The organism is Stagnimonas sp. FW305-C-60 (genome assembly GCF_058782965.1).
The window spans coordinates 487,382-506,872 of sequence record NZ_JBYSYF010000001.1; the positions used below are offsets into that span (position 1 = coordinate 487,382).

Here is a 19,491-nt window from a genome sequence, read left to right on the forward strand (position 1 = left end):
CAACAAATGCTCAGGCCGGCAGCGGCGCCAGGTCGGGGGCCAGGAACTGCGTGCGGCCCGCCGCCAGACGCTCGGCGCTGTAGTGATGCGCGAGCAGTCCGCGGGCGTCGGCGAACAGCTCCGGGTTGCCGGCCTGGAACTGTGCCCAGCTTTCGCCGGGCCGCAGGCGGGCGGCAATCAGCCGCAGCAGCGCGATGCTGACGGTCTGGTGGAACTTGGCCTCGGCACCGAGCCGGCGCACGTAGCCGCCGAGCAGCGCGCAGAACCGCGCCTCGGCCTCGGCGGGCGACAGTTGCAGCAACAGTTCGCGGGCGACCTGCAGATGCGCGGCGTGGCTGAAATCCGATGGCGGCAGGCTGCCGTCGGCGAGCCCTTCGAGGAGTTCCGCCGCCGTCATCAGAACGGAATCTTGCCGGTGAGGGTTTCCCACCACATCTTCCAGTCGCCCTTGTAGCTGAGCCAGGGGTACTGGAAGGTCGCCGGCTTGTTGTGCTCGAAGAAGAAGTGCCCGACCCAGGCAAAGGCGTAGCCCTGCACGAAGGCGACGGCGATCAGCCACCAGCTCTGGGTCAGCACCGCGTAGGCGGCGATCAGCAGGCCCAGGCTGGAGCCGATGAAATGCAGGCGCCGGCAGGTGCGGTTGGCGTGCTCGCCCAGGTAGTAGGGATAGAACTCGGCGAGACTCCGGTACTCGATCTTGCTCATCTGCGTCTCCTCGCATTGAGATGGCCGCAGTGTAGGCGCAAGCTAGCGCGCAGCGAATCCCCCGCCCCCTGTAAATCCAGCCCCGCGCCGGCCATGAAGATCGCGATCCTGTCGCGCAACGCCCAGCTCTACTCGACCAAGCGGCTGGTCAACGCCGCGCGTCGGCGCGGACATTCGGTGCGGGTGGTGGACGCGCTGCGCTGCTACATGAACGTCAACCCGGCGGCGCCCGACGTGCACTACCGCGGCCGCAAGCTGGAAGGCTTCGACGCGGTGATTCCGCGCATCGGTGCCTCGATCACCTACTACGGCCTGGCGGTGCTGCGGCAGCTGGAAACCATGGGCGTCTGCGCGCTCAATTCCTCCACGGCCATCGCCCGCTCGCGCGACAAGCTGCTGGCGCTACAACTACTGGCGCAGAAGGGCGTCGGCATGCCGGTGACCGGCTTCGCACATGCGCCAGACGATACCCGCGATCTCATCAACCTGGTCGGCGGCACGCCGCTGGTGGTCAAGCTCACCGAAGGCGCGCAGGGCGTCGGCGTGGTGCTCTGCGAGACCGATGGCGCCGCGACCTCGGTGATCGAGGCCTTCCGTGGCCTTGATGCCTACTTCCTGGTGCAGCAGTTCGTGAAGGAGGCCGGTGGCAGCGACATCCGCTGCTTCGTGATCGGCGGCAAGGTGGTGGCGGCGATGCAGCGCACCGCCGCGCCCGGCGAGTTCCGCAGCAATCTGCACCGGGGCGGCAAGGCGCAGGCGGTGCCGATCAGCGCGCTGGAGCGCCGCACCGCGATCCGCGCCGCGCGCATCCTCGGCCTGAATGTCGCCGGCGTCGATCTCTTGCGCACCGCGCAGGGGCCGATGGTGCTGGAAGTGAATTCCTCGCCCGGCCTGGAGGGCATCGAGAAGAGCACCGGCGTCAACATCGCCGGCGCGGTGATCGAGTTTCTGGAGCAGCAGCAGGCGCGGCAACCGCGACGGAACGCGCGATGAATGAAACCACCACTCCACCCGAACTGCTGATCGGCGGCGTTGCCGTGCCGGCCGGCAGCCGGCAGACCGTCAACCTGCCGGTCGCCGATCTCTACACCCGCACGCCTATCCACCTGCCGGTGATCGTGCATCGCGGCAGCCGGCCGGGGCCGACGCTGTTCGTCAGCGCCGCCATGCACGGCGACGAGATCATCGGCGTCGAAATCATCCGCCGCCTGCTGAAACTGCCGGCGCTCGGCGAGCTGGCCGGCACCCTGCTGGCGGTGCCGGTGGTGAACGTGCTGGCCTTTCTGCACCAGTCGCGCTACCTGCCGGACCGTCGCGACCTCAACCGCAGCTTTCCCGGCAGCGAGTCAGGCTCGCTGGCGGCGCGGCTGGCGCACCAGTTCCTGAAGGAAGTGGTCGGCAATGCCGACTACGGCATCGACCTGCACACCGGCGCCATCCACCGCCCGAACCTGCCGCAGATCCGTGCCGACCTGAGCAATCCCGAGAACCGCCGGCTGGCGATGGCTTTCGGCGCGCCGCTGTTCCTCGACTCCAAACCCACCGCCGGCACGCTGCGCGCCTACACCACCGCCGCCAACAAGCCGGTGATCCTCTATGAGGCTTGCGAGGCGCTGCGCTTCGACGAGACCGCGATCCGCATCGGCATGCAGGGCATCGTCAATGTGATGACCGAGCTGGACATGCTGCCGCGCTCGGAAGCCGCGCCGCCGCCGGGCGTGACGCCGATCCTGGCGCGTTCCGATACCTGGGCGCGGGCGCCGGTGAGCGGCATCCTGCGCGCGCAGGCCGCACTCGGCGATGCGGTGAAAAAGGGCCAGCTGCTGGGCCTGATCGGCGACCCTTTCGGCGAGCAGGAAACCCCGGTGACCTCACCGGCCAGCGGCGTGGTGATCGGCCGGGTGATGCTGCCCCTGGTCTACGAGGGCGAGGCGGTATTCCACATCGCGCGCGTCGAAACACCGGGCGAGGCGGCGCAGAACGTCGATCAACTGACGGCGCACAGCGCCGCCTGGGATCACGAGGAACCGCGCATCGTCTAGGGCCTGTGCTCAGGCGAGGCCCTGTGCTCAGGCATTGGCCGCCGCCACGTCCGCGGCCGGCACGCTGCGCCGGGACACACGCGCGGTGCCAGAGGCGGCTTCCTCGCTGGCTGCGGCCAGGCTGCTGTAGCCGCGCACCGAGGTGGTGACCAGCTTGAAGCCCAGCGGTGCCGCGCGGTCTTCGTTGATCGCCTCGACCAGTGGCGCCACCACCGCGTTGAGCATGCTGGCGGTGCCGGCGGTGGCGTTCTGGTCGGAGTCCGGCAGCAGGATGGCGATCGAGCGGCTGCCGTAGCGGGCCGCGAAATCACCGCCCCGGCGCAGCAGCCGGGCAATCGCCTCGCCCACCTCCTGCACCTCGGCGTCGCCGGCGGCGTGCTTGCGGCTCTTGCAGGTGAGCGTCGCCAGCAGGATGCCCAGCGGCTGGTTCGAGCGCTCCGAGCGCCGGGTCTCGCGCGACAGCTGTTGGTCGAACTCGCGCCGGCTCATCAGCGCGGACACCTGCTTGTCGCCGTTTGCCGGGCGGCCAGTGAGCGCCGCCGCCAGCAGATTGGTGGCCGCGCGCAGGCGCTCCTGCACCAGCGGAGGTGCCAGCGGCGTGCCACTGCCGAGCAGCACGATGCTGCCCAGATCGCAGGCCGGCATCGCCGGCAGGCTGCGGCCGGCGCACCAGTTGGTGCCGCCCTGGCGGCTGATCCAGGGGTGGCCCTGCACGCTCAGCCGCATCTCTTCGCGGCTATAGAAAAAGCTCTGTGCCCCATGGCCGGGGCTGACCAGGCGATTCTTCGCCTTCACGCTCAGAAAGCTCATCTGCGGCCAGACCAGCAGATGCTCCATCTGCCGGTCGGCGACCACCAGGGCCGCAGTCTTGGCCTGGCAGGCCTCGGCGGCCAGTTGCAGTGCCTGGCAGACCAGGCGCGACCAGGGCACCAGACCCAGGCCGTGGTCATTGGCCAAGCGCGTGACCCACTCGGGGGCGGCGTCGGATACAAGCGGAAGCTGAGGCATAACAGGGCTCCATCAAAACCGGATACCGGCGCCCTTGCAGGCGTCGTTTCGGCCAAACCCAGCTCACGCCCCCTGTGACCCTGCCCTGGTCGGGCACGCCGCATCCTGCGGCCGCTGCTTGGCCTTTGAAGCCAATAGTTTGCGCAAGCCCGCCGGCGTCTTCAGGCCGGGTTGACCAAGGGCGGCAACCGGCCGATGGAGCTGCGCCTCAGGGCGCGTTATGCACCCAGTTCTGGTCCGCCAGCCGCTGGTACAGCGGCGCCTCGCCCTTGGGCAGATTGCGCTCCAGCCAGGTCAGCAGATCGCTCCAGATGCGCGCGCTCTGGCTGGCGGTGGGCGTCTCCTGGGAATGCGGCAGCTCCAGGGTGATGACCGGCAGGCCCAGCTGCACCCCGGCGTAGTTCCCCAGCGAACCGGGGTAGGTGCCCAGCTCGTTGAGATTGAGAAAACCCAGCTTGCGTGGCGGCGCACGCGGGCCGTCGAAGTCTAGGATGCCGTAGGGGGCATGCACCGAGACGATGGCGTCGGGCTTGAAGCTCCTGATCTGCTGCACCAGCCACTGGGTTTCCGGTTCGGAAGCCGCCGCCGGCCCTGGCCAGCGCCGGCGGTCGCGGCGGGTCTTCATCTCCCAGTAGCGCGGCGCCAGCTCGGCCCAGCGCAGGGTCGGAAAATTGCGATTGAGGTCGACGCCGCGGGCATTGGTGCGGCTGGAACTCGGTTTGAGCAGGCCGTCCGGATTCAGGCAGGGCGCGACCCGCCAGTGAAAGGGCTGGAATTTTTCCGCCGCCAGCCGCCGCATCCACTCGAAGCTGACCTGCACCGAAGACAGCTCGTCGCCGTGTATGCCGCCGATCAGCAACACCCGCTTGGGCGTGCTGCGGCGGCTGCCGGCGAGGTAGTCGCGAAACAGGATGGGCTGGCCCTGGACGCTGGCGACGGCCGCGGCCTGCAGACCGGAGGCCAGGCATTCACCGGCGTCCACGCCCTGCACCTTGGCGGCGATGCTGCGGCAGGCGGTCTCCACCGAGGCCAGGGGCGCCGCCCTTGCCGGCCCTGCCAGCAGGGCAGCAGAAACGAAAAACCCGGCGAGACGCCGGGCGAGCTTCGTGCTCAAGCTCTTACTTGCGCTCTTTGCGCACCTTCTCGACCAGGAAGCTCACCACTTCCATCATCTTGGCGGTGCCGCCACCCATGGTGGCATTGGTCACGTACTGGCCGCCGACGACGATGGTGGGGACGCTGGTCAGCTGGTAGGTGCGGGCCAGCTGCTCGGAGCGGCGCAAACGGGAGTCGACCATGAAGCTGGAGGTGGCGCGGTCGAAGTCATCCGGCTTCACTCCGGCGACATCGCCGTACAGCCTGCGGATGTCTTCCAGGCGCGCCATCGGCAGGTGCTTCTCGTGGATGGCGGCGAACAGCGGCGCGTGGGTCTTGTTCAGCACACCCAGCGTTTCGGCGATGTAGAAGGCGCGGGCATGAACCTCGCCTTCCGGCCGGCCGAGGGTGTTGGGCACGCGCTCGAAGTCGACGTACTCCGGCTTCTTCGCCTTCCAGGCCTCCACCGCCGGGTCGGCGGCGAAGCAATGTGGGCAGCCGTACCAGAAGAATTCCTCCACCGCGACCCGCTTGGCGTCGGCCGGGGCAACGCTCTGCTTGACCCGTGCAAACTGCTTGCCTTCCTGATAGGGAGCGGAAGCGGTCTGGGCGCTGCAAGCCAGCGGCAGCAGGGCAAGGGCGAAAAAGCAGCGACGTAGCCAACGGTTCATCGGAAAAATCCTGGGTGGTCCTTACTGGAGCCCGTTCACGTAGGACGCGAGCGCGGCGATTTCTTCGTCGGTGAGCTTGGCAGCCACCGCCGCCATGATTGGAGCGAGCTTGCCGGCCGCGCGTTCCCCAGATTTGTAAGTTTTCAGCTGGGTGATGGTGTAGCCGCCGTTCTGGCCGCCGATGCGCGGGTACAGCGCCGCCGGGTTGCCGGCGCCGGTCGGGCCGTGGCAGGCGGCGCAGGCGGCGAGGCCGCGGCTGGCGTCGCCGGCGCGGTAGAGCTTCTCGGCGATCTTCACCGCGTCCTTACTGGCGACACCGGGAACCGGCTTCTGCGCCGCGAAGTAGGCCGCGAGGTCGGCCATGTCCTGGTCGGACAGCGCCGCCGCCTGGCCGAACATCACCGGGTTCTTGCGCTCGTTGGCCTTGAAGGCCTTGAGCTGGCCGGCGACATAGGCGGAATGCTGGCCGGCGAGCTTGGGCCAGTCCGGATTGATGATGCCGTTGCCGCCCATGCCGTGGCAGGCGGCGCAGACCGCGGCCTTGCTGGCGCCGGCGGTGGCGTCACCCTTGACGAAGGGATCGGCGGCGGCACCGGCGGCGAACACGGCGGCGGGCGCGGTGAGCGCCAGGGCGAGGAGAACGCGCTTCATCAGTCCAGACTCCAGAAGGCAGACGCAGAAACGGGCACGCCACAGTGGCGGCCGCGGTGCGACGGGTTGAGTAATAAGGCATTGTATTGATCCGGCCCGCGACTGTCATGGGCGGGGCCGCCCCGATCAACCACCCCAGCAGGCCGCATGAGCGCTCCGGAAGTCCTCGTCAACCCGTTTGCTCACACCACCTTCCTGATGTCCTGCGCGAAGCTGGAGCAGCTGCCTGCCGACGGCGCACCGGAGCTGGCCTTCGTCGGCCGCTCCAACGCCGGCAAGTCCTCGGCGCTCAACACCATCTGCCAGCAGAAGACCCTGGCGCGGGTCTCGAAGACGCCGGGCCGCACCCAGCTCATCAACCTGTTCGCCCTGCGCGGCGGCAATGCCCGGCTGGTGGATCTGCCCGGCTATGGCTTCGCCGCCGTGCCGGACGCCATCCGCCGCGACTGGGGCAAGCTGATCGGCGGCTATCTGGAAACCCGCGACACCCTGAAGACGCTGGCGGTGATCATGGACTGCCGGCATCCGCTCACCGAACTCGACGAGCAGATGCTGGACTGGGCGCAGGCCGCCGGCCGGCCCTGCCATGTGCTGCTGACCAAGTGCGACAAGCTTTCGCGCGGTGCGGCGGCGGCGGTGCTGCTGCAGGTGCGGCAGGCGCTGAAGGCCCGCGGCCCGGGCTTCACCGCCCAGCTGTTCTCCTCGCACACCCCGACCGGAGTGGACGAGGCGCGGGCGGCGCTGGCGGCGGCGCTGGCAGCCTGAACCCGCCACGGCCATAAAAAAGCCCGGCGGTTCGGGGGAACCACCGGGCCACGATTTCCGGCTGGGGAGAGCCGGAAAATACCGCCCAGGGAGTGGAGGCGGGAAGCGAGGAAGGGAGGGCCCCGCTTCGCAGAAGTAGACGGGCGAGCCGGCGAAAAAGTTTCAGCGACAAATGAACAGCGCGTCATTTATTGTCGGCGCGCCGAAATTTAGTCCAGAAAAATCAGTGGCTTACGGCACCCACAAAAAGCCATCATCTGGCGACATTCACTGTTTTTTCAGGCACTTGCGTGGCCCGAAGCGGTATGGGCCGATTCCCAGTTGTCGCCGATGCCGTAATCGGCGACCAGCGGCACCGCCAGCGGGGCCGGCCGGTGGGAACCCTCGTGCAGCACCCAGACCATCCGCCGCGCCAGGTCGGGAGCCAGGGCGTTCATCTGCTCCGCCGGAGCCTCGAACACCAGTTCGTCGTGCACCTGCATGATCATCTTCACCGTCGGCGCCTGGCTGCTCAGGTAGGCGTGCAGGTCGATCATCGCCGCCTTGATGAGGTCGGCGGCGGTGCCCTGCAAGGGCGCGTTGATGGCGGTGCGTTCGGCGTACTGGCGCAGGCCCTGGTTGCGGGAATTGATGTTGGGCAGGTAGAGCCGGCGGCCGAACAGGGTCTCGACATAGCCGCGCTCCTTGGCCGCCGCCTTGGTGTCGTCCATGAAGCGCTTCACGCCCGGATAGCGCGCGAAGAAGCGGTCGATGTAGTCCTGCGCCTCGGCGCGGCCGATGGCGAGCTGCTTGGCCAGACCCCAGGACGACATGCCGTAGATCAGGCCGAAGTTGATCGCCTTGGCGGCGCGGCGCTGGTCGCTGCTCACCGCGCCGAGCGCCAGCCCGAACACCTCGGCGGCGGTCGCCTGGTGAATATCCTTGCCGGACTGGAAGGCCTCGACCAGCTTGGCGTCGCCGGAGAAATGCGCCATTAGCCGCAGCTCGATCTGCGAGTAGTCGATCGAGCACAGCAGATTGCCCGGCTCAGAGACGAAGGCGTGGCGGATGCGCCGGCCCTCGGCATTGCGCACCGGGATGTTCTGCAGGTTGGGATCCTGGGAGGACAGCCGGCCGGTGGCGGCGACCGCCTGGTGGTAGCTGGTGTGGATGCGGCCGGTGCGCGGGTTGATCTGCAGCGGCAAAGTTTCGGTATAGGTCGAGCGCAGCTTGGAAACGCTGCGCCAGTCGAGAATCAGCCGCGGCAGCGGATGCTGGGCGGCGAGGTCTTCGAGCACGTCCTCGGCGGTGGAGGGATCGCCCTTGGGCGTCTTCGCCAACACCGGCAGACCCAGCTTGCCGTAGAGCAGCTCCTGCAGCTGCTTGGGCGAGCCGAGATTGAACTCGGTGCCCGCCTCGGCAAAAGCCTGCGCCTGCAACTCGGCCATGCGCACCGCCAGCTCGCCGCTGATCTTGGCGAGCATCGCGGCATCGACCTTCACGCCGGTCTGCTCCATGTCGGCCAGCACCGGCACCAGAGGCATTTCCAGGCGCTCGAACACCGCCAGCAGCGAGGGCGTCTCCGCCAACCGCGGGTAGAGCGCCTGGTGCAGGCGCAGGGTGATGTCGGCGTCCTCCGCCGAGTAGGCGGCGGCGACGTCGAGCGCCACCTGGTTGAAGGTGATCTGGTTCTTGCCCTTGCCCGCCACCTCGCTGAAGGCGATGGTCTTGTGGCCCAGGTACTTCTCGGCCAGGGTGTCCATGTCGTGGCGGTTGCCGGCGGCGTCGAGCACGTAGCTTTCCAGCATGGTGTCGTAGGCCAGGCCGCGCACCTGGATGCCCTGCAGCGCCAGCACATTGCAGTCGAACTTGGCGTGCTGGCCGAGCTTGGCCTTGGCAGGATCCTCGAGCAGGGGCTTGAGTCGCGCCAGCACCTCCGCCGCCGGCAGCTGCGCCGGCGCGCCGAGATAATCGTGTGCCAGCGGCAGGTACCAGCCCTTGCCCGCCTCCACCGCGAAGGCGAGGCCGACCAGGCGGGCGCGGTTGGATTCCAGCGAGTCGGTCTCGGTGTCGAAACAGATCAGCTCGGCGGCTTCGAGCGCGGCCAGCATTTCGGCGAAGGCGGCTTCATCGACGACCAGGGTGGCTTCGGTTTTTTGTGACGCCGGCAGCTCCGCGGCGTTGTCACTCCTCCCCCCGCCAGCGGGGGGCGGCGGGTTCAGGCGTGGGACCGACTCAATGTCGGTCCCGCGTAAGCCCGCCGGGGAGGGGGGCGTTTGCGACGACAGCGCGTCGCCTGAAACGCCCCCACCCCGACCCTCCCCCGCGAGCGGGGGAGGGAGACCCACCGCCGCCGCAGCGCCCAGCTCCTCCACCCAGCGATTGAAGCCCAGCCGCCGGTACAGCGTCGCCAGCTGCTCCTTGTTCTCCGCGCCCTTGCGCAGCGCGTCGAGCGCTACCGGCAGCGGGACATCGCATTTGATGGTGGCCAGCTCGCGGCACATCGGCAGCGTGGCCAGCGCGCCGCGCAGGTTCTCGCCGAGCTTGCCTTTCACTGTCGGCGCGGCGGCGATCACGGCGTCCAGCGTGCCGTGCTCGTTGAGCAGCTTGGCGGCGGTCTTCTCGCCGACGCCGGGCACGCCGGGGATGTTGTCCACCGCGTCGCCCATCAGCGCCAGGTAGTCGATGATCTGCTCGGGCCGCACGCCGAATTTCTCGACCACGCCGGCCGGACCCATGCGCCGGTTCTTCATGGTGTCGAGCAGGTTCACCCGCTCGCTCACCAGCTGCGCCATGTCCTTGTCGCCGGTGACGATCAGCACCTCCATGTCGCGCGCCTCGCCCAGCTTGGCCAGCGTGCCGATCACGTCGTCGGCCTCCACGCCTGGCTCGATCAGCAGCGGCAGGCCCAGGCCTTTGACCAGCTCCAGGATCGCCGGGAACTGCGCCGACAAGTCTTCCGGCGTCTCGCTGCGGTTGGCCTTGTACTCGGGATAGATGTCGTTGCGGAACGAGGTGCCGCTGGCGTCGAACACCACCGCGACGCGGTCGACGTGGTGCTCGCGCTGCAGGCGCTTAAGCATGCTGGCGAAGCCGTAGATGGCGCCGGTGGGCTCGCCCTGCGGGCTGGTGAGCGGCGGCAGCGCGTGATAGGCGCGAAACAGCCAGTTGCTGGCGTCGATCAGGAGCAGGGTGTGGGGCGCGGATTCGGTCATGGCCGATTATCGCCCGCTCTGCCTCAGGGCAGCAGCGACTCGCCGCGCACCAGGTCCTCGAAGTCCTCGCGGGCGCGGATCAGGTGCGCGCTATCGCCATCGACCATCAGCTCGGCGGCGCGACCGCGCGAGTTGTAGTTGCTGGCCATGGTGAAGCCATAGGCGCCGGCGGTGCGCACCGCCAGCAGATCGCCCTCCTGCACCGCCAGCTTGCGGTCCTTGCCCAGCCAGTCGCCGGTCTCGCACACCGGCCCGACCACGTCGTAGACGCGCGCGGCCTCGTCCTCGCGCGGCTGCACCTGCACGATGTCCATCCAGGCCTGGTAGAGGGTGGGGCGCAGCAGGTCGTTCATCGCCGCGTCGACGATGCAGAAGTTCTTCTCCTCGCCGACCTTCAGCGCCTCGACGCGGGTGACCAGGATGCCGGCATTGCCGGCGATGGCGCGGCCCGGCTCGCAATGCACTTCCAGGCCCCGACCGGCCAGCCGCGGCAGCAGGTGCGCCGCCCATTCGGCCGGCTCGACGGTTTTCTCGTCGCGGTAGCGCACGCCCAGGCCACCGCCGACATCGATGTGCTGGAAGCGGATGCCCGCGGCCGTCAGCCGGTCGATCAGCGCCAGCATGCGGTCGAGCGCGTCGAGCAGCGGCGCGTCGTCGAGCAGCTGGCTGCCGATGTGACTGGCGATGCCGGCGATCTCGATGCCGGGCAGGCTCGCCGCCTCGCGGTAGAGGCGCTCGGCCTCGGCAAGATTGACGCCGAACTTGTTGGCCTTCAGGCCGGTGGAGATGTAGGGGTGGGTCTTGGCATCGACATCGGGATTCACCCGCAGCGCGATGCGCGCCCGCACGCCGCGCGCGGCAGCTACCGCCGAGAGCCGGCGCAGCTCGGATTCCGACTCGACGTTGAAGCAGCCGACGCCGGCGACCAGCGCCTGCTGCATCTCCACCGCGGTCTTGCCGACGCCGGAGAACACCACCTTGCGGGCGTCGCCGCCGGCGCGCAGCACCCGCGACAGCTCGCCGCCGGAAACGATGTCGAAGCCGGCGCCCAGGCGCGCCAGCACATTGAGCACGGCGAGGTTGGAATTGGCCTTGACCGCGTAGTGCACGCAATGCGGCACGCTGGCCAGCGCCTCGTCGAAGGCGCGGTAGTGGCGCTCCAGCGTGGCGCGCGAATAGATGTAGAGCGGCGTGCCGTGGCGTTCGGCGAGCGCGGCGACGGGCAGGTTTTCGGCGTGCAGCGCGCCGTCACGCAGGGTGAAGTGGTCCACGGGCGAGGGAGGCTTTATCTAGGGCGCCGGAGCTGGCGCGGGAGCGGGTGTGGCGGGATCGGTGGTGGGCGCCACGGTGGGCGCCGACTTCGGCTCTGCCTCGGCGGCCGGCACCGGCGCCGGTGCGGGTGCCTCGCTGGGCAACACCAGCGGACCCATCTGGCCACAGGCCGCGATCAGGCTGGCCAGCAGCAGGAGCAAGGAGCGGTGGGCGCGGTTCATGCCGCTATTCTAAGGCGCCTGCTCCCATTCACTCCTGCTCCCAGCCCATGTCCCGCAACGAAGACGCCGTCATCCTGCCCGCGCCCGGCAAGCACACCGCCACCGTGATCTGGCTGCACGGCCTGGGCGCCGACGGCCACGACTTCGTGCCTATCGTCCCGGAATTGGGCCTGGGCAAGGAGCACGGCATCAAGTTCGTGTTCCCGCACGCCGCGATCCGGCCGGTGACCATCAACAACGGCTACTCGATGCGCGCCTGGTACGACATCCTCTCGCTCACCCGCATGGAGAAGCAGGACGTCGCCGGCACCCAGGCCTCGGCGGCGCGCATCGCCGGCCTGCTCGACGCCGAGCGCGCCGCCGGCATCGCCAGCGAGCGGCTGATCCTCGCCGGCTTCTCGCAGGGCTGCGCCATGGCCCTCTACACCGGCCTGCGCTATCCGCAGCGGCTGGGCGGCCTGCTGGCCCTGTCCGGCTACCTGCCGCTGCACGAGAGCCTGGCCGCGGAAGCCAGCCCGGCCAACAAGGACGTGCCCATCCTCATGTGCCATGGCCAGTACGATCCGGTGCTGCCGCTGGTGCTGGGCAAGTCCTCGGCGGAAATCCTGGGTGCCGCCGGCTACCGCGTCGATTGGCGCGAATACCCGATGCAACACCAGGTCTGCCCGGAGGAGATCGACGACATCGGCCACTTCCTGCGCCAGCGGCTGGCGCTGGCGTGAACGATACCGGCACGCAGGATGCCCAGGCGCCGGACCGCCCGGCACGCCAGGCCATTCTGCTGTTCGCCATCCTCAGCGGCGGCCTGCTGCTGATCGCCCATGAGGCGCTGGCCGCCAAGGCCGCCTGGTTCGAGCCTCGCCTGCTGCGCTGCCTGTGGTTCACGCTGGCCTGTCTGCCACCGCTGTTCGCGGCGCTGAGCATCCAGCGCGTCGCCGACCGGAGGTTCTGGGCCGGAGTCGGCGCCTACACCCTGCTGCTGGTCTATCTCGCCTACTACGCGGGCCGGGCGATGGAGCCGGCGCGCGTCGAGGTCAGCGCGGTGGCGCTGCCCTACGCCGGAGTGCTGCTCGCCAGCGGCCAGGTGCTCTGCGCCTGGTTCGCGGTGAGCCTGCGCCGCGAGGGCTTTTGCTATCCGCTGCTGTTCGAGGCCGCCTGGCGGATGGTCTCGACCCTGGTCCAGGTGCTGGCCTACACCGGCGCCTTCTGGCTGCTCCTGGTGCTGTGGGCGGCGCTGTTCAAGGCCCTGAAGATCGAGTTCTTCACCGAGCTGTTCCAGCAGGCCCGCTTCATCTACCCGGTCACCAGTCTGGTGGTCGGCTATGGCCTGGTGATCGCCCGCACCCGGAGCAGCCTGGGCGACGCCGTGCACCTGCGGGTATTGGCGCTTTGGCGCGGCCTGCTGCCGCTGGCGGCGGTGCTGGCCCTGGCGTTCACCATGGCCCTGCTGCTGTACGGTGTGGAGCCGCTCTGGGAGACCCGCCACGCCACGCAGTTGCTGCTGGCCCTGGTGTTCATCCTGATCGCGCTCGCCAACTCCGCCTATGGCAAGGGCGGTGAGGCGGCGCCGCGGCCGGCGCTGCGCTGGCTGGTGACGGCGGCGCTGATGCTGTTGCCGCTGTTTGTGGCACTCGCCGCCTGGGCGCTGGCCTTGCGCTGGCAGCAGTACGGTCTGAGCCTGGACCGGCTGTGGGCGGCCCTGCTGATTTTGATCGCCGGCCTTCATGCGCTGGGCTACGCCGCCGCCGCCTGGCCGCGGCCTGGCGCGGTCTGGCTGGCCGGCATCGCGCCGGTCAACCGCGCCGCCTCGCTGCTGGCCGCTGGCCTGCTGCTGCTGACCCAGACCGGTGCGCTGGACCTGCGCGCCATCACCGCCCACCAGCTGCTGGCGCGCGGCGACAGCTTGAAGGACGAAGACCTGCGCTACCTGCGCTGGGAACTGGGGCATCCCGGCCTCTATGCCCTGGAGCGTCTGCGCGACGCGGCCGGGCCGGAGCGGGCGCGGCAGCTGAGCCGCTTGCTGGCGCTCGAGCGGCGCTGGGATGCGGCGCCGGAGACCGGCGCGCAGGGCCCGACCCAGCTGCACCTCGCCCCCGACCTGGGGCCGCTGCCAGCCGGCCTGCGCGCCTTCGCCGAGACCTGGAACGAGGGCGAGGCCGGGGCGCGCCCCTGCGCCGCGCCGGTGGAGTGCTGGCTGTTGCGCGCCGATCTGATCCCCGGCGGCGAGCCGGAATGGCTGCGCCTGCGGCTGCCGGCCGAAGGCCCAGCAGAAGCGAACCCGGCGCTGCATCTGCTCCTGATCCAGGCCTGCCCCCAGGGCTGGTGCGCCGGCGAGACCCGGGTGCTCTGGCGCGATGCCGCGGATATCGCGGCCTTGCGCGCGGCGCTGCAAGCCGGCCGCTATCGCGCCGCGCCGCCGGAGCGGCTGGATCTCGAGATCGGCGGCGAGCGGCTGCCGTTCTGGCGCTAGGGGCGGTCACCAAACGGGCACCGCGCACCAGTCCGGGGCACGCTTATTGCTAAATCGGTGCCGTCCACTGCGAGACCCCGGATTCCACCTCGATGCGCGTGATGCTGATAGACGACGACCGCGAGCGACTCGCCATGCTCGACGCCGCGCTCATTGCCGAAGGCCATCTGGTGGTGGCGCGGCTGATGGGGCAGGACGATCTCCTGAGCGCGGTCGCCAACCATCAGCCGGAAATCATCCTGATCGATGTCGATGCCCCCGGCCGCGACACCCTGGAAACCCTGGGCATGATCTCCCGCGACCGGCCACGGCCGATCGTGCTGTTCGCCGCCGAAAGCGACGCCGACACCATCCGCCGCGCCATGCAGGCCGGCGTCTCCGCCTACGTGGTGGACGGTCTGGCGCAGGCGCGGCTGAAGCCGGTGATGAATGTCGCCATCGCCCGCTTTCACGAGTACCAGGCGCTCAAGGGCCAGCTGGAAGACGCGCGCATCCAGCTCGCCGACCGCAAGGATGTCGAGCGCGCCAAGGGCCTGTTGATGGAGCGTCGCAAGCTCGGCGAGCCCGAGGCCTTCGCTGCCCTGCGCAAGCTCGCCATGGACAAGAGCATCCGCATCGGCGAAGCCGCCCGCATGCTGATCGCCGCCGCCGAGTTGCTGTAAGCGCTGCGGTATTCACCGCCGCCCTTGGCACGGTGATTGCTGCGTATTAATTGCCCTGGCACGAGCCGGCGACGGCGGGACCAACGAAGGTCTCGGTGCAGAGGGTGACAATCTGAATTTGGGCAAAGGCGTCCAGTGCGTCGGCAATAGCCGGCGGCCTGGACGCTTTTTTTTGTGCCCGCGAATCAGCAACTCATAACTTCACGGAGCTTTGATTTTGATGCACCACAACGAGGCAGGGCTGGGCTTGGTTCTTGGTTTGTTCGGACTGACGCCGCTGGCCGGCGCCGCCGAACCGCTGGAGAACCTGCCCTACGCGGTGTCGGGCGGCACGCCCAACCTCGACCTCAGGCTGCGCTACGAAAACGTCGACCAGGAGCTGGGCGCCGGCAGCGCCGAACAGGCCAGCGCCTTCACCCTGCGCAGCCGCCTGGGCTACACGACCGGCAAGTGGAACGGGCTCGACGCCCAGCTGGAATTCGAGAACCTGACCGCCATCGGCCAGGACGACTACAACAGCACCGAGAACAGCGGCATGGCCGTCTATCCGGTGATCGCCGACCCCGAGGGCAGCGAGCTGAACCAGGCCTGGATTCGCTACGCCGGCCCGGCCAAGACCACGGCGAAGCTCGGCCGCCAGCGTCTCGTCTTCGACAACGCCCGCTTCATCGGCAATGTCGGCTGGCGCCAGCGCGAGCAGACCTATGACGCGCTGCTGCTCAGCAACAGCTTCGTTCCGAAGCTGAGCTTCGACTACGCCTACCTGGGCAACGTCAATTCCTTCCGCAGCTTTGTGATCGACGGCAAGCCCAGCACCAACCGCGATCTCAAGGGCCAGGTCGCACACCTGAGCTACGACTACGCCGCGGCGCTGAGGCTGAGCGCCTACGACTACCTGCTCGACTTCCAGCCGCCACTGGCGCCCGACAACAGCCCCAGCGCCGACAGCCAGACCTGGGGCCTGCGCGCCAGCGGCAGCCTGCCTCGCGGGGCGCTGCGCTTCAGCTATGCGCTGGAGTACGCGCAGCAGTCCGACTATGGCGACTCCACCAGCCTGGTCGACGCCGACTACCAGCTGATCGAGCTGGGCCTGGGGGCCAAATCGGCCGGCATCAAGCTCGGCTACGAAAAACTCAGCGGCGACGGCAGCTACGCCTTCCAGACGCCGCTCGCCACCCTGCACGCCTTCCAGGGCTGGGCCGATATGTTCCTGGTGACGCCGGCCAATGGCTTGCAGGAGCTCTACCTGAGCCTCAGCGGCAAGCTCGAGAACGTCGCGCTGACGGCGCGCTGGAGCCAGTTCAGCGCCGACGCCGTCGATGGCGACTACGGCAGCGAGCTGGATCTACAGGCCACCCGACCGCTCGGTGCCCAGCTCACCGCTGGCCTGAAATATGCGGCGTACTACGGCCAAGACGCCGCTCCGGTGACCGGCGTCTCGCCGATCAAGGGCGACGTCGACAAGGCCTGGGCCTGGCTGGAACACAAATTCTGATGCCCACCTTAACGACCAAGCTGAAACGGAGACCGACCCCATGAGCCACCGCAACCCCGTCGACGCGCCCGCGCCCACCGACGCTTCCCGCCGCAGTTTCATGAAAAATGCCCTGATGTCCGCCAGCGGAGTCGCCCTTGCCGGGGTTGCTCCCGCGATCCTGCCGCAGCGCGCCTACGCCGCCGACTTCGGCAAGCCGGAGAAGACCGACCTCAACATCGGCTTCATCCCGCTCACCGACTGCGCCAGCGTGGTGATGGCCGGCGAACTGGGCCTGTTCAAGAAGTACGGCCTCAACGTCAATGTCACCAAGGAGGCCAGCTGGGCTGCGGTGCGCGACAAGCTGGTGCTCGGCCAGCTCGATGCCGCGCATGTGCTCTACGGGCTGATGTACGGCGCCCACCTGGGCATCGGCTCGCAGAAGAAGGACATGGCCATCCTCATGGGCATCAACCACAACGGCCAGGCGATCACGCTGTCGAGCAAGCTGGCCGAGGCTGGCGTCAAGGACGGCGCCTCGCTGAAGAAGCTGGTGGCCAAGAAGGAGCGCGAATACACCTTCGCGCAGACCTTCCCCACCGGCACTCACGCCATGTGGCTCTACTACTGGCTGGCGGCGAACGGCATCGATCCCTTCAACGACGTCAAGAACATCGTCATCCCGCCGCCGCAGATGGTCGCCAACATGCGGGTGGGCAACATGGACGGCTTCTGCGTCGGCGAACCCTGGAACGCGCGCGCCATCTTCGACAAGATCGGCTTTACCGCCACCACCAGCCAGGCGATCTGGAAGAACCACCCGGAAAAGGTGCTGGGCACCACCAAGGAGTTCGTGAGCAAGTACCCCAACACCACCCGCGCGATGATGGCGGCGGTGCTGGAGGCCAGCAAGTTCATCGACGCCGCCTCCAACCGCACCAAGGTTGCCGAGATCATCGGCGGCAAGTCCTACGTCAATGCCCCGCCGCAGGTCATCGGCGGCCGCATGCTCGGCGAGTACGAAGACGGTCTGGGCAAGAAGTGGAAAGACCCCGACTACATGAAGTTCTACGACGACGGCGCGGTGAACTTCCCCTACTACTCGCACGGCATCTGGTTTCTCACCCAGCACAAGCGCTGGGGCCTGATCAAGGGCGAGATCGACTACCTGGCGGTGGCCAAAGAGGTCAACCAGGTCGGGCTCTATACCGAGGTCGCCAAGCAGCTCGGCATCGCGGTGCCGGCCAGCGCGATGAAGGCCGAGACGCTGTTCGACGGCACCGTGTTCGACCCCGGCAAGCCGGCCGACTACGTCGCCGGTTTCAAGATCAAGGCCTAAAGGTTTCCCGCGCACGTCACCCCGGTGATGGTTCCGGCCCGTTCCTCCCTTGGGGGGCCGGGGCCGTCACCGGGGCGGCGGCGCCTGCATCTGGAGCAAGCCATGTCCGCTGCCCTGAAATTCGTCTCCCGCCGCGCCGCCGCCAGCGAGGCGGCCTCGCTGCTCACCACCGCCACACCCGCCAACCAGCCACGCATGCCACCTTCCCGCCCGCTGACGCTGCCGCCGCCGGTCTCGGCTCTGAGCCTGCGCCTGCGCGCGCTGTTCGCGCTGCTGCTACCGCCCTTGCTGGGCATCGCCGGCCTGCTGCTGGTCTGGGCGCTGGTGGCGCAGGGCAGCGACTACCTGCCCGGCCCGGGCAAGACCTTCACCTCGGCGGTGCAGCTGTTCTCCGACCCCTTCTACCGCATCGGGCCCAATGACCAGGGCATCGCCTGGAACCTGCTGGCCTCGCTGGAGCGGGTCGCCAAGGGCTTCGGCGCGGCGCTCTTGGTGGGCATCCCGCTGGGCTTCCTGATCGGCCGCTTCAGCATGCTCAACCGCGCGCTGCAACCGATCATCAGCCTGCTCAGGCCGGTATCGCCGCTGGCCTGGCTGCCGATCGGCCTGGCGGTGTTCCAGGCCGCCAACCCGGCGGCGATCTTCACCATCTTCATCTGCGCGCTCTGGCCACTGCTGATCAACACCGCGCTGGGTGTCGCCAGCGTGCCGCAGGACTACCTCAACGTCGCGCGGGTGCTGAATCTCTCGGAATGGAAGGTGTTCACCCGCATCCTCCTGCCCGCCTCGATCCCCTACGTGCTCACCGGCGCCAAGCTGTCGCTGGGCATCGCCTGGCTGGCGATTGTCGCCAGCGAGATGCTGACCGGCGGCACCGGCATCGGCTTCTGGCTCTGGGACGAGTGGAACAACCTCAACATGGAACACATCCTGATCGCCATCCTGGTGGTCGGGCTGGTCGGCCTGCTGTTGGAACAGGGCATGAGCGCCATCGCCCGTCGCTACGACTACCGGAGTCAGTAAGCATGTCCGCCTATCTCGAAATCGACAATCTCTCGGTCGCCTTCCGCAGTCGCGGCGGCGGCAGCTTTCTGGCCGTGCGCGACGTCGACGTGAAGGTCGCGCAAGGTGAGTTCATCTCCATCATCGGCCACTCCGGCTGCGGCAAGTCGACGGTGCTCAACGCCATCGCCGGCCTGGTCGACCCGGCGCGCGGCGGCGTGGTGCTGGGCGGCCGCGAGATCAACGGCCCCAGCCCGGAGCGCGCGGTGGTGTTCCAGAACCACTCGCTGCTGCCCTGGCTGTCCTGCTACGGCAACGTCCACCTGGCGGTGGAGCGGGTATTCGGCGGCAAGGAGTCGCGCGAGCAGCTGAAGGCGCGCAGCCTGGCGGCGCTGGAGCTGGTGGGCCTGAGCCATTGCCGAGACAAGCGGCCGGCGGAAATCTCCGGCGGCATGAAGCAGCGCGTCGGCATCGCCCGCGCGCTGGCGATGGAACCCAAGGTGCTGCTGATGGACGAACCCTTCGGCGCGCTCGACGCGCTGACCCGCGCCAACCTGCAGGACTCGCTGATGGAGATCCAGCTCAAGACCCAGGCGACGGTGGTGATGATCACCCACGACGTCGACGAGGCGGTGCTGCTCTCCGACCGGGTGGTGATGATGACCAATGGTCCGGCGGCGACGGTGGGCGAGATCCTGAGCATCGAGCTGGCGCGGCCTCGCAAGCGCCTGGAGCTGGCCGCCCAGCCGGCCTACAACCACTACCGCAGCGAGATCCTGCGCTTCCTCTACGAGCGCCAGGGCCACCCGAGTTCCGAAGCGGCATAAACGCAGCACCGGCACCGTGCATGGCACGGTGCATGCGTCAACACTTCTGAGCCTCCCGGCCAACGACGGTCGGGAAGCACAGACATTCAAAGG

The 19,491-nt window shown here is 68.6% G+C and carries 19 protein-coding genes; 10 read left to right on the forward strand and 9 right to left on the reverse strand.

Annotation, left to right across the window (positions count from 1 at the left end):
* Positions 1 to 10: 10 nt before the first annotated feature.
* Both AC3WT6_RS02280 and AC3WT6_RS02285 read right to left on the reverse strand, forming a co-directional pair.
* Positions 11 to 397 (reverse strand): hypothetical protein, encoded by a 387-nt coding sequence (locus tag AC3WT6_RS02280; protein WP_492651934.1) that lies wholly within the window; start codon positions 395 to 397, stop codon positions 11 to 13.
* A complete protein-coding gene (locus AC3WT6_RS02285; protein ID WP_492651935.1) occupies positions 397 to 705 on the reverse strand; it encodes an Mpo1-like protein in 309 nt (102 codons plus the stop codon). The genes AC3WT6_RS02280 and AC3WT6_RS02285 overlap by 1 nt, the downstream gene beginning before the upstream one ends.
* Positions 706 to 798: 93 nt before the next feature.
* Here AC3WT6_RS02285 and rimK point away from each other — a divergent pair, with 93 nt between their 5' ends.
* Both rimK and AC3WT6_RS02295 read left to right on the forward strand, forming a co-directional pair.
* On the forward strand, positions 799 to 1,698 hold the full coding sequence (gene rimK / locus AC3WT6_RS02290; protein WP_492651936.1) for a 30S ribosomal protein S6--L-glutamate ligase: 900 nt from the start codon (positions 799 to 801) through the stop codon (positions 1,696 to 1,698).
* On the forward strand, positions 1,695 to 2,747 hold the full coding sequence (locus AC3WT6_RS02295; protein WP_492651937.1) for a succinylglutamate desuccinylase/aspartoacylase family protein: 1,053 nt from the start codon (positions 1,695 to 1,697) through the stop codon (positions 2,745 to 2,747). Before rimK ends, AC3WT6_RS02295 begins: the two co-directional genes overlap by 4 nt.
* Positions 2,748 to 2,774: 27 nt before the next feature.
* Here AC3WT6_RS02295 and AC3WT6_RS02300 read toward each other — a convergent pair whose 3' ends face one another.
* The 4 genes from AC3WT6_RS02300 to AC3WT6_RS02315 form a co-directional block, all read right to left on the reverse strand.
* Positions 2,775 to 3,755 (reverse strand): diguanylate cyclase domain-containing protein, encoded by a 981-nt coding sequence (locus AC3WT6_RS02300; RefSeq protein WP_492651938.1) that lies wholly within the window; start codon positions 3,753 to 3,755, stop codon positions 2,775 to 2,777.
* 208 nt (positions 3,756 to 3,963) lie between these two features.
* Positions 3,964 to 4,869, reverse strand: a complete 906-nt coding sequence (locus tag AC3WT6_RS02305) for a M14 family murein peptide amidase A (protein ID WP_492651939.1) — start codon at positions 4,867 to 4,869, stop codon at positions 3,964 to 3,966.
* 4 nt (positions 4,870 to 4,873) lie between these two features.
* The gene (locus tag AC3WT6_RS02310) at positions 4,874 to 5,521 is read right to left on the reverse strand and encodes a thiol:disulfide interchange protein DsbA/DsbL (protein ID WP_492651940.1); all 648 of its coding nucleotides are present in this window, start codon (positions 5,519 to 5,521) and stop codon (positions 4,874 to 4,876) included.
* A 21-nt stretch (positions 5,522 to 5,542) separates the two neighbouring features.
* Complete coding sequence (locus AC3WT6_RS02315; RefSeq protein ID WP_492651941.1) at positions 5,543 to 6,172, reverse strand: c-type cytochrome; 630 nt, start codon at positions 6,170 to 6,172, stop codon at positions 5,543 to 5,545.
* A 147-nt stretch (positions 6,173 to 6,319) separates the two neighbouring features.
* Between AC3WT6_RS02315 and yihA the strand changes: the two genes are divergently transcribed.
* Complete coding sequence (gene yihA, locus AC3WT6_RS02320) at positions 6,320 to 6,937, forward strand: ribosome biogenesis GTP-binding protein YihA/YsxC (RefSeq protein ID WP_492651942.1); 618 nt, start codon at positions 6,320 to 6,322, stop codon at positions 6,935 to 6,937.
* A gap of 278 nt (positions 6,938 to 7,215) precedes the next feature.
* Here yihA and polA read toward each other — a convergent pair whose 3' ends face one another.
* The 3 genes from polA to lptM are packed head-to-tail and all read right to left on the reverse strand — an operon-like array spanning position 7,216 to position 11,624.
* A complete protein-coding gene (polA, locus tag AC3WT6_RS02325) occupies positions 7,216 to 10,131 on the reverse strand; it encodes a DNA polymerase I (RefSeq protein ID WP_492651943.1) in 2,916 nt (971 codons plus the stop codon).
* 23 nt (positions 10,132 to 10,154) lie between these two features.
* Positions 10,155 to 11,402 (reverse strand): diaminopimelate decarboxylase, encoded by a 1,248-nt coding sequence (gene lysA, locus AC3WT6_RS02330; RefSeq protein ID WP_492651944.1) that lies wholly within the window; start codon positions 11,400 to 11,402, stop codon positions 10,155 to 10,157.
* A gap of 18 nt (positions 11,403 to 11,420) precedes the next feature.
* On the reverse strand, positions 11,421 to 11,624 hold the full coding sequence (lptM, locus tag AC3WT6_RS02335; RefSeq protein WP_492651945.1) for an LPS translocon maturation chaperone LptM: 204 nt from the start codon (positions 11,622 to 11,624) through the stop codon (positions 11,421 to 11,423).
* A gap of 47 nt (positions 11,625 to 11,671) precedes the next feature.
* Here lptM and AC3WT6_RS02340 point away from each other — a divergent pair, with 47 nt between their 5' ends.
* From AC3WT6_RS02340 to AC3WT6_RS02370, 7 genes are all read left to right on the forward strand, one after another.
* Positions 11,672 to 12,346 (forward strand): alpha/beta hydrolase, encoded by a 675-nt coding sequence (locus AC3WT6_RS02340; protein WP_492651946.1) that lies wholly within the window; start codon positions 11,672 to 11,674, stop codon positions 12,344 to 12,346.
* Positions 12,343 to 14,094 (forward strand): DUF4153 domain-containing protein, encoded by a 1,752-nt coding sequence (locus tag AC3WT6_RS02345; RefSeq protein ID WP_492651947.1) that lies wholly within the window; start codon positions 12,343 to 12,345, stop codon positions 14,092 to 14,094. Before AC3WT6_RS02340 ends, AC3WT6_RS02345 begins: the two co-directional genes overlap by 4 nt.
* Before the next feature lie 92 nt (positions 14,095 to 14,186).
* Positions 14,187 to 14,756: an ANTAR domain-containing response regulator gene (locus AC3WT6_RS02350; RefSeq protein ID WP_492651948.1), complete on the forward strand. Its 570-nt coding sequence runs from the start codon at positions 14,187 to 14,189 to the stop codon at positions 14,754 to 14,756.
* Positions 14,757 to 14,976: 220 nt separating this feature from the next.
* Positions 14,977 to 16,251 carry an alginate export family protein gene (locus AC3WT6_RS02355; protein WP_492651949.1) on the forward strand — a complete coding sequence of 425 codons (1,275 nt, stop codon included), beginning with the start codon at positions 14,977 to 14,979 and terminating at the stop codon, positions 16,249 to 16,251.
* 40 nt (positions 16,252 to 16,291) lie between these two features.
* Entirely contained in the window at positions 16,292 to 17,569 is a 1,278-nt protein-coding gene (locus AC3WT6_RS02360) for a CmpA/NrtA family ABC transporter substrate-binding protein (protein ID WP_492651950.1), read from the forward strand.
* Positions 17,570 to 17,671: 102 nt separating this feature from the next.
* A complete protein-coding gene (gene ntrB / locus AC3WT6_RS02365) occupies positions 17,672 to 18,592 on the forward strand; it encodes a nitrate ABC transporter permease (RefSeq protein WP_492651951.1) in 921 nt (306 codons plus the stop codon).
* Between the two features lie 2 nt (positions 18,593 to 18,594).
* Entirely contained in the window at positions 18,595 to 19,398 is an 804-nt protein-coding gene (locus AC3WT6_RS02370) for an ABC transporter ATP-binding protein (protein WP_492651952.1), read from the forward strand.
* Positions 19,399 to 19,491: the final 93 nt, after the last annotated feature.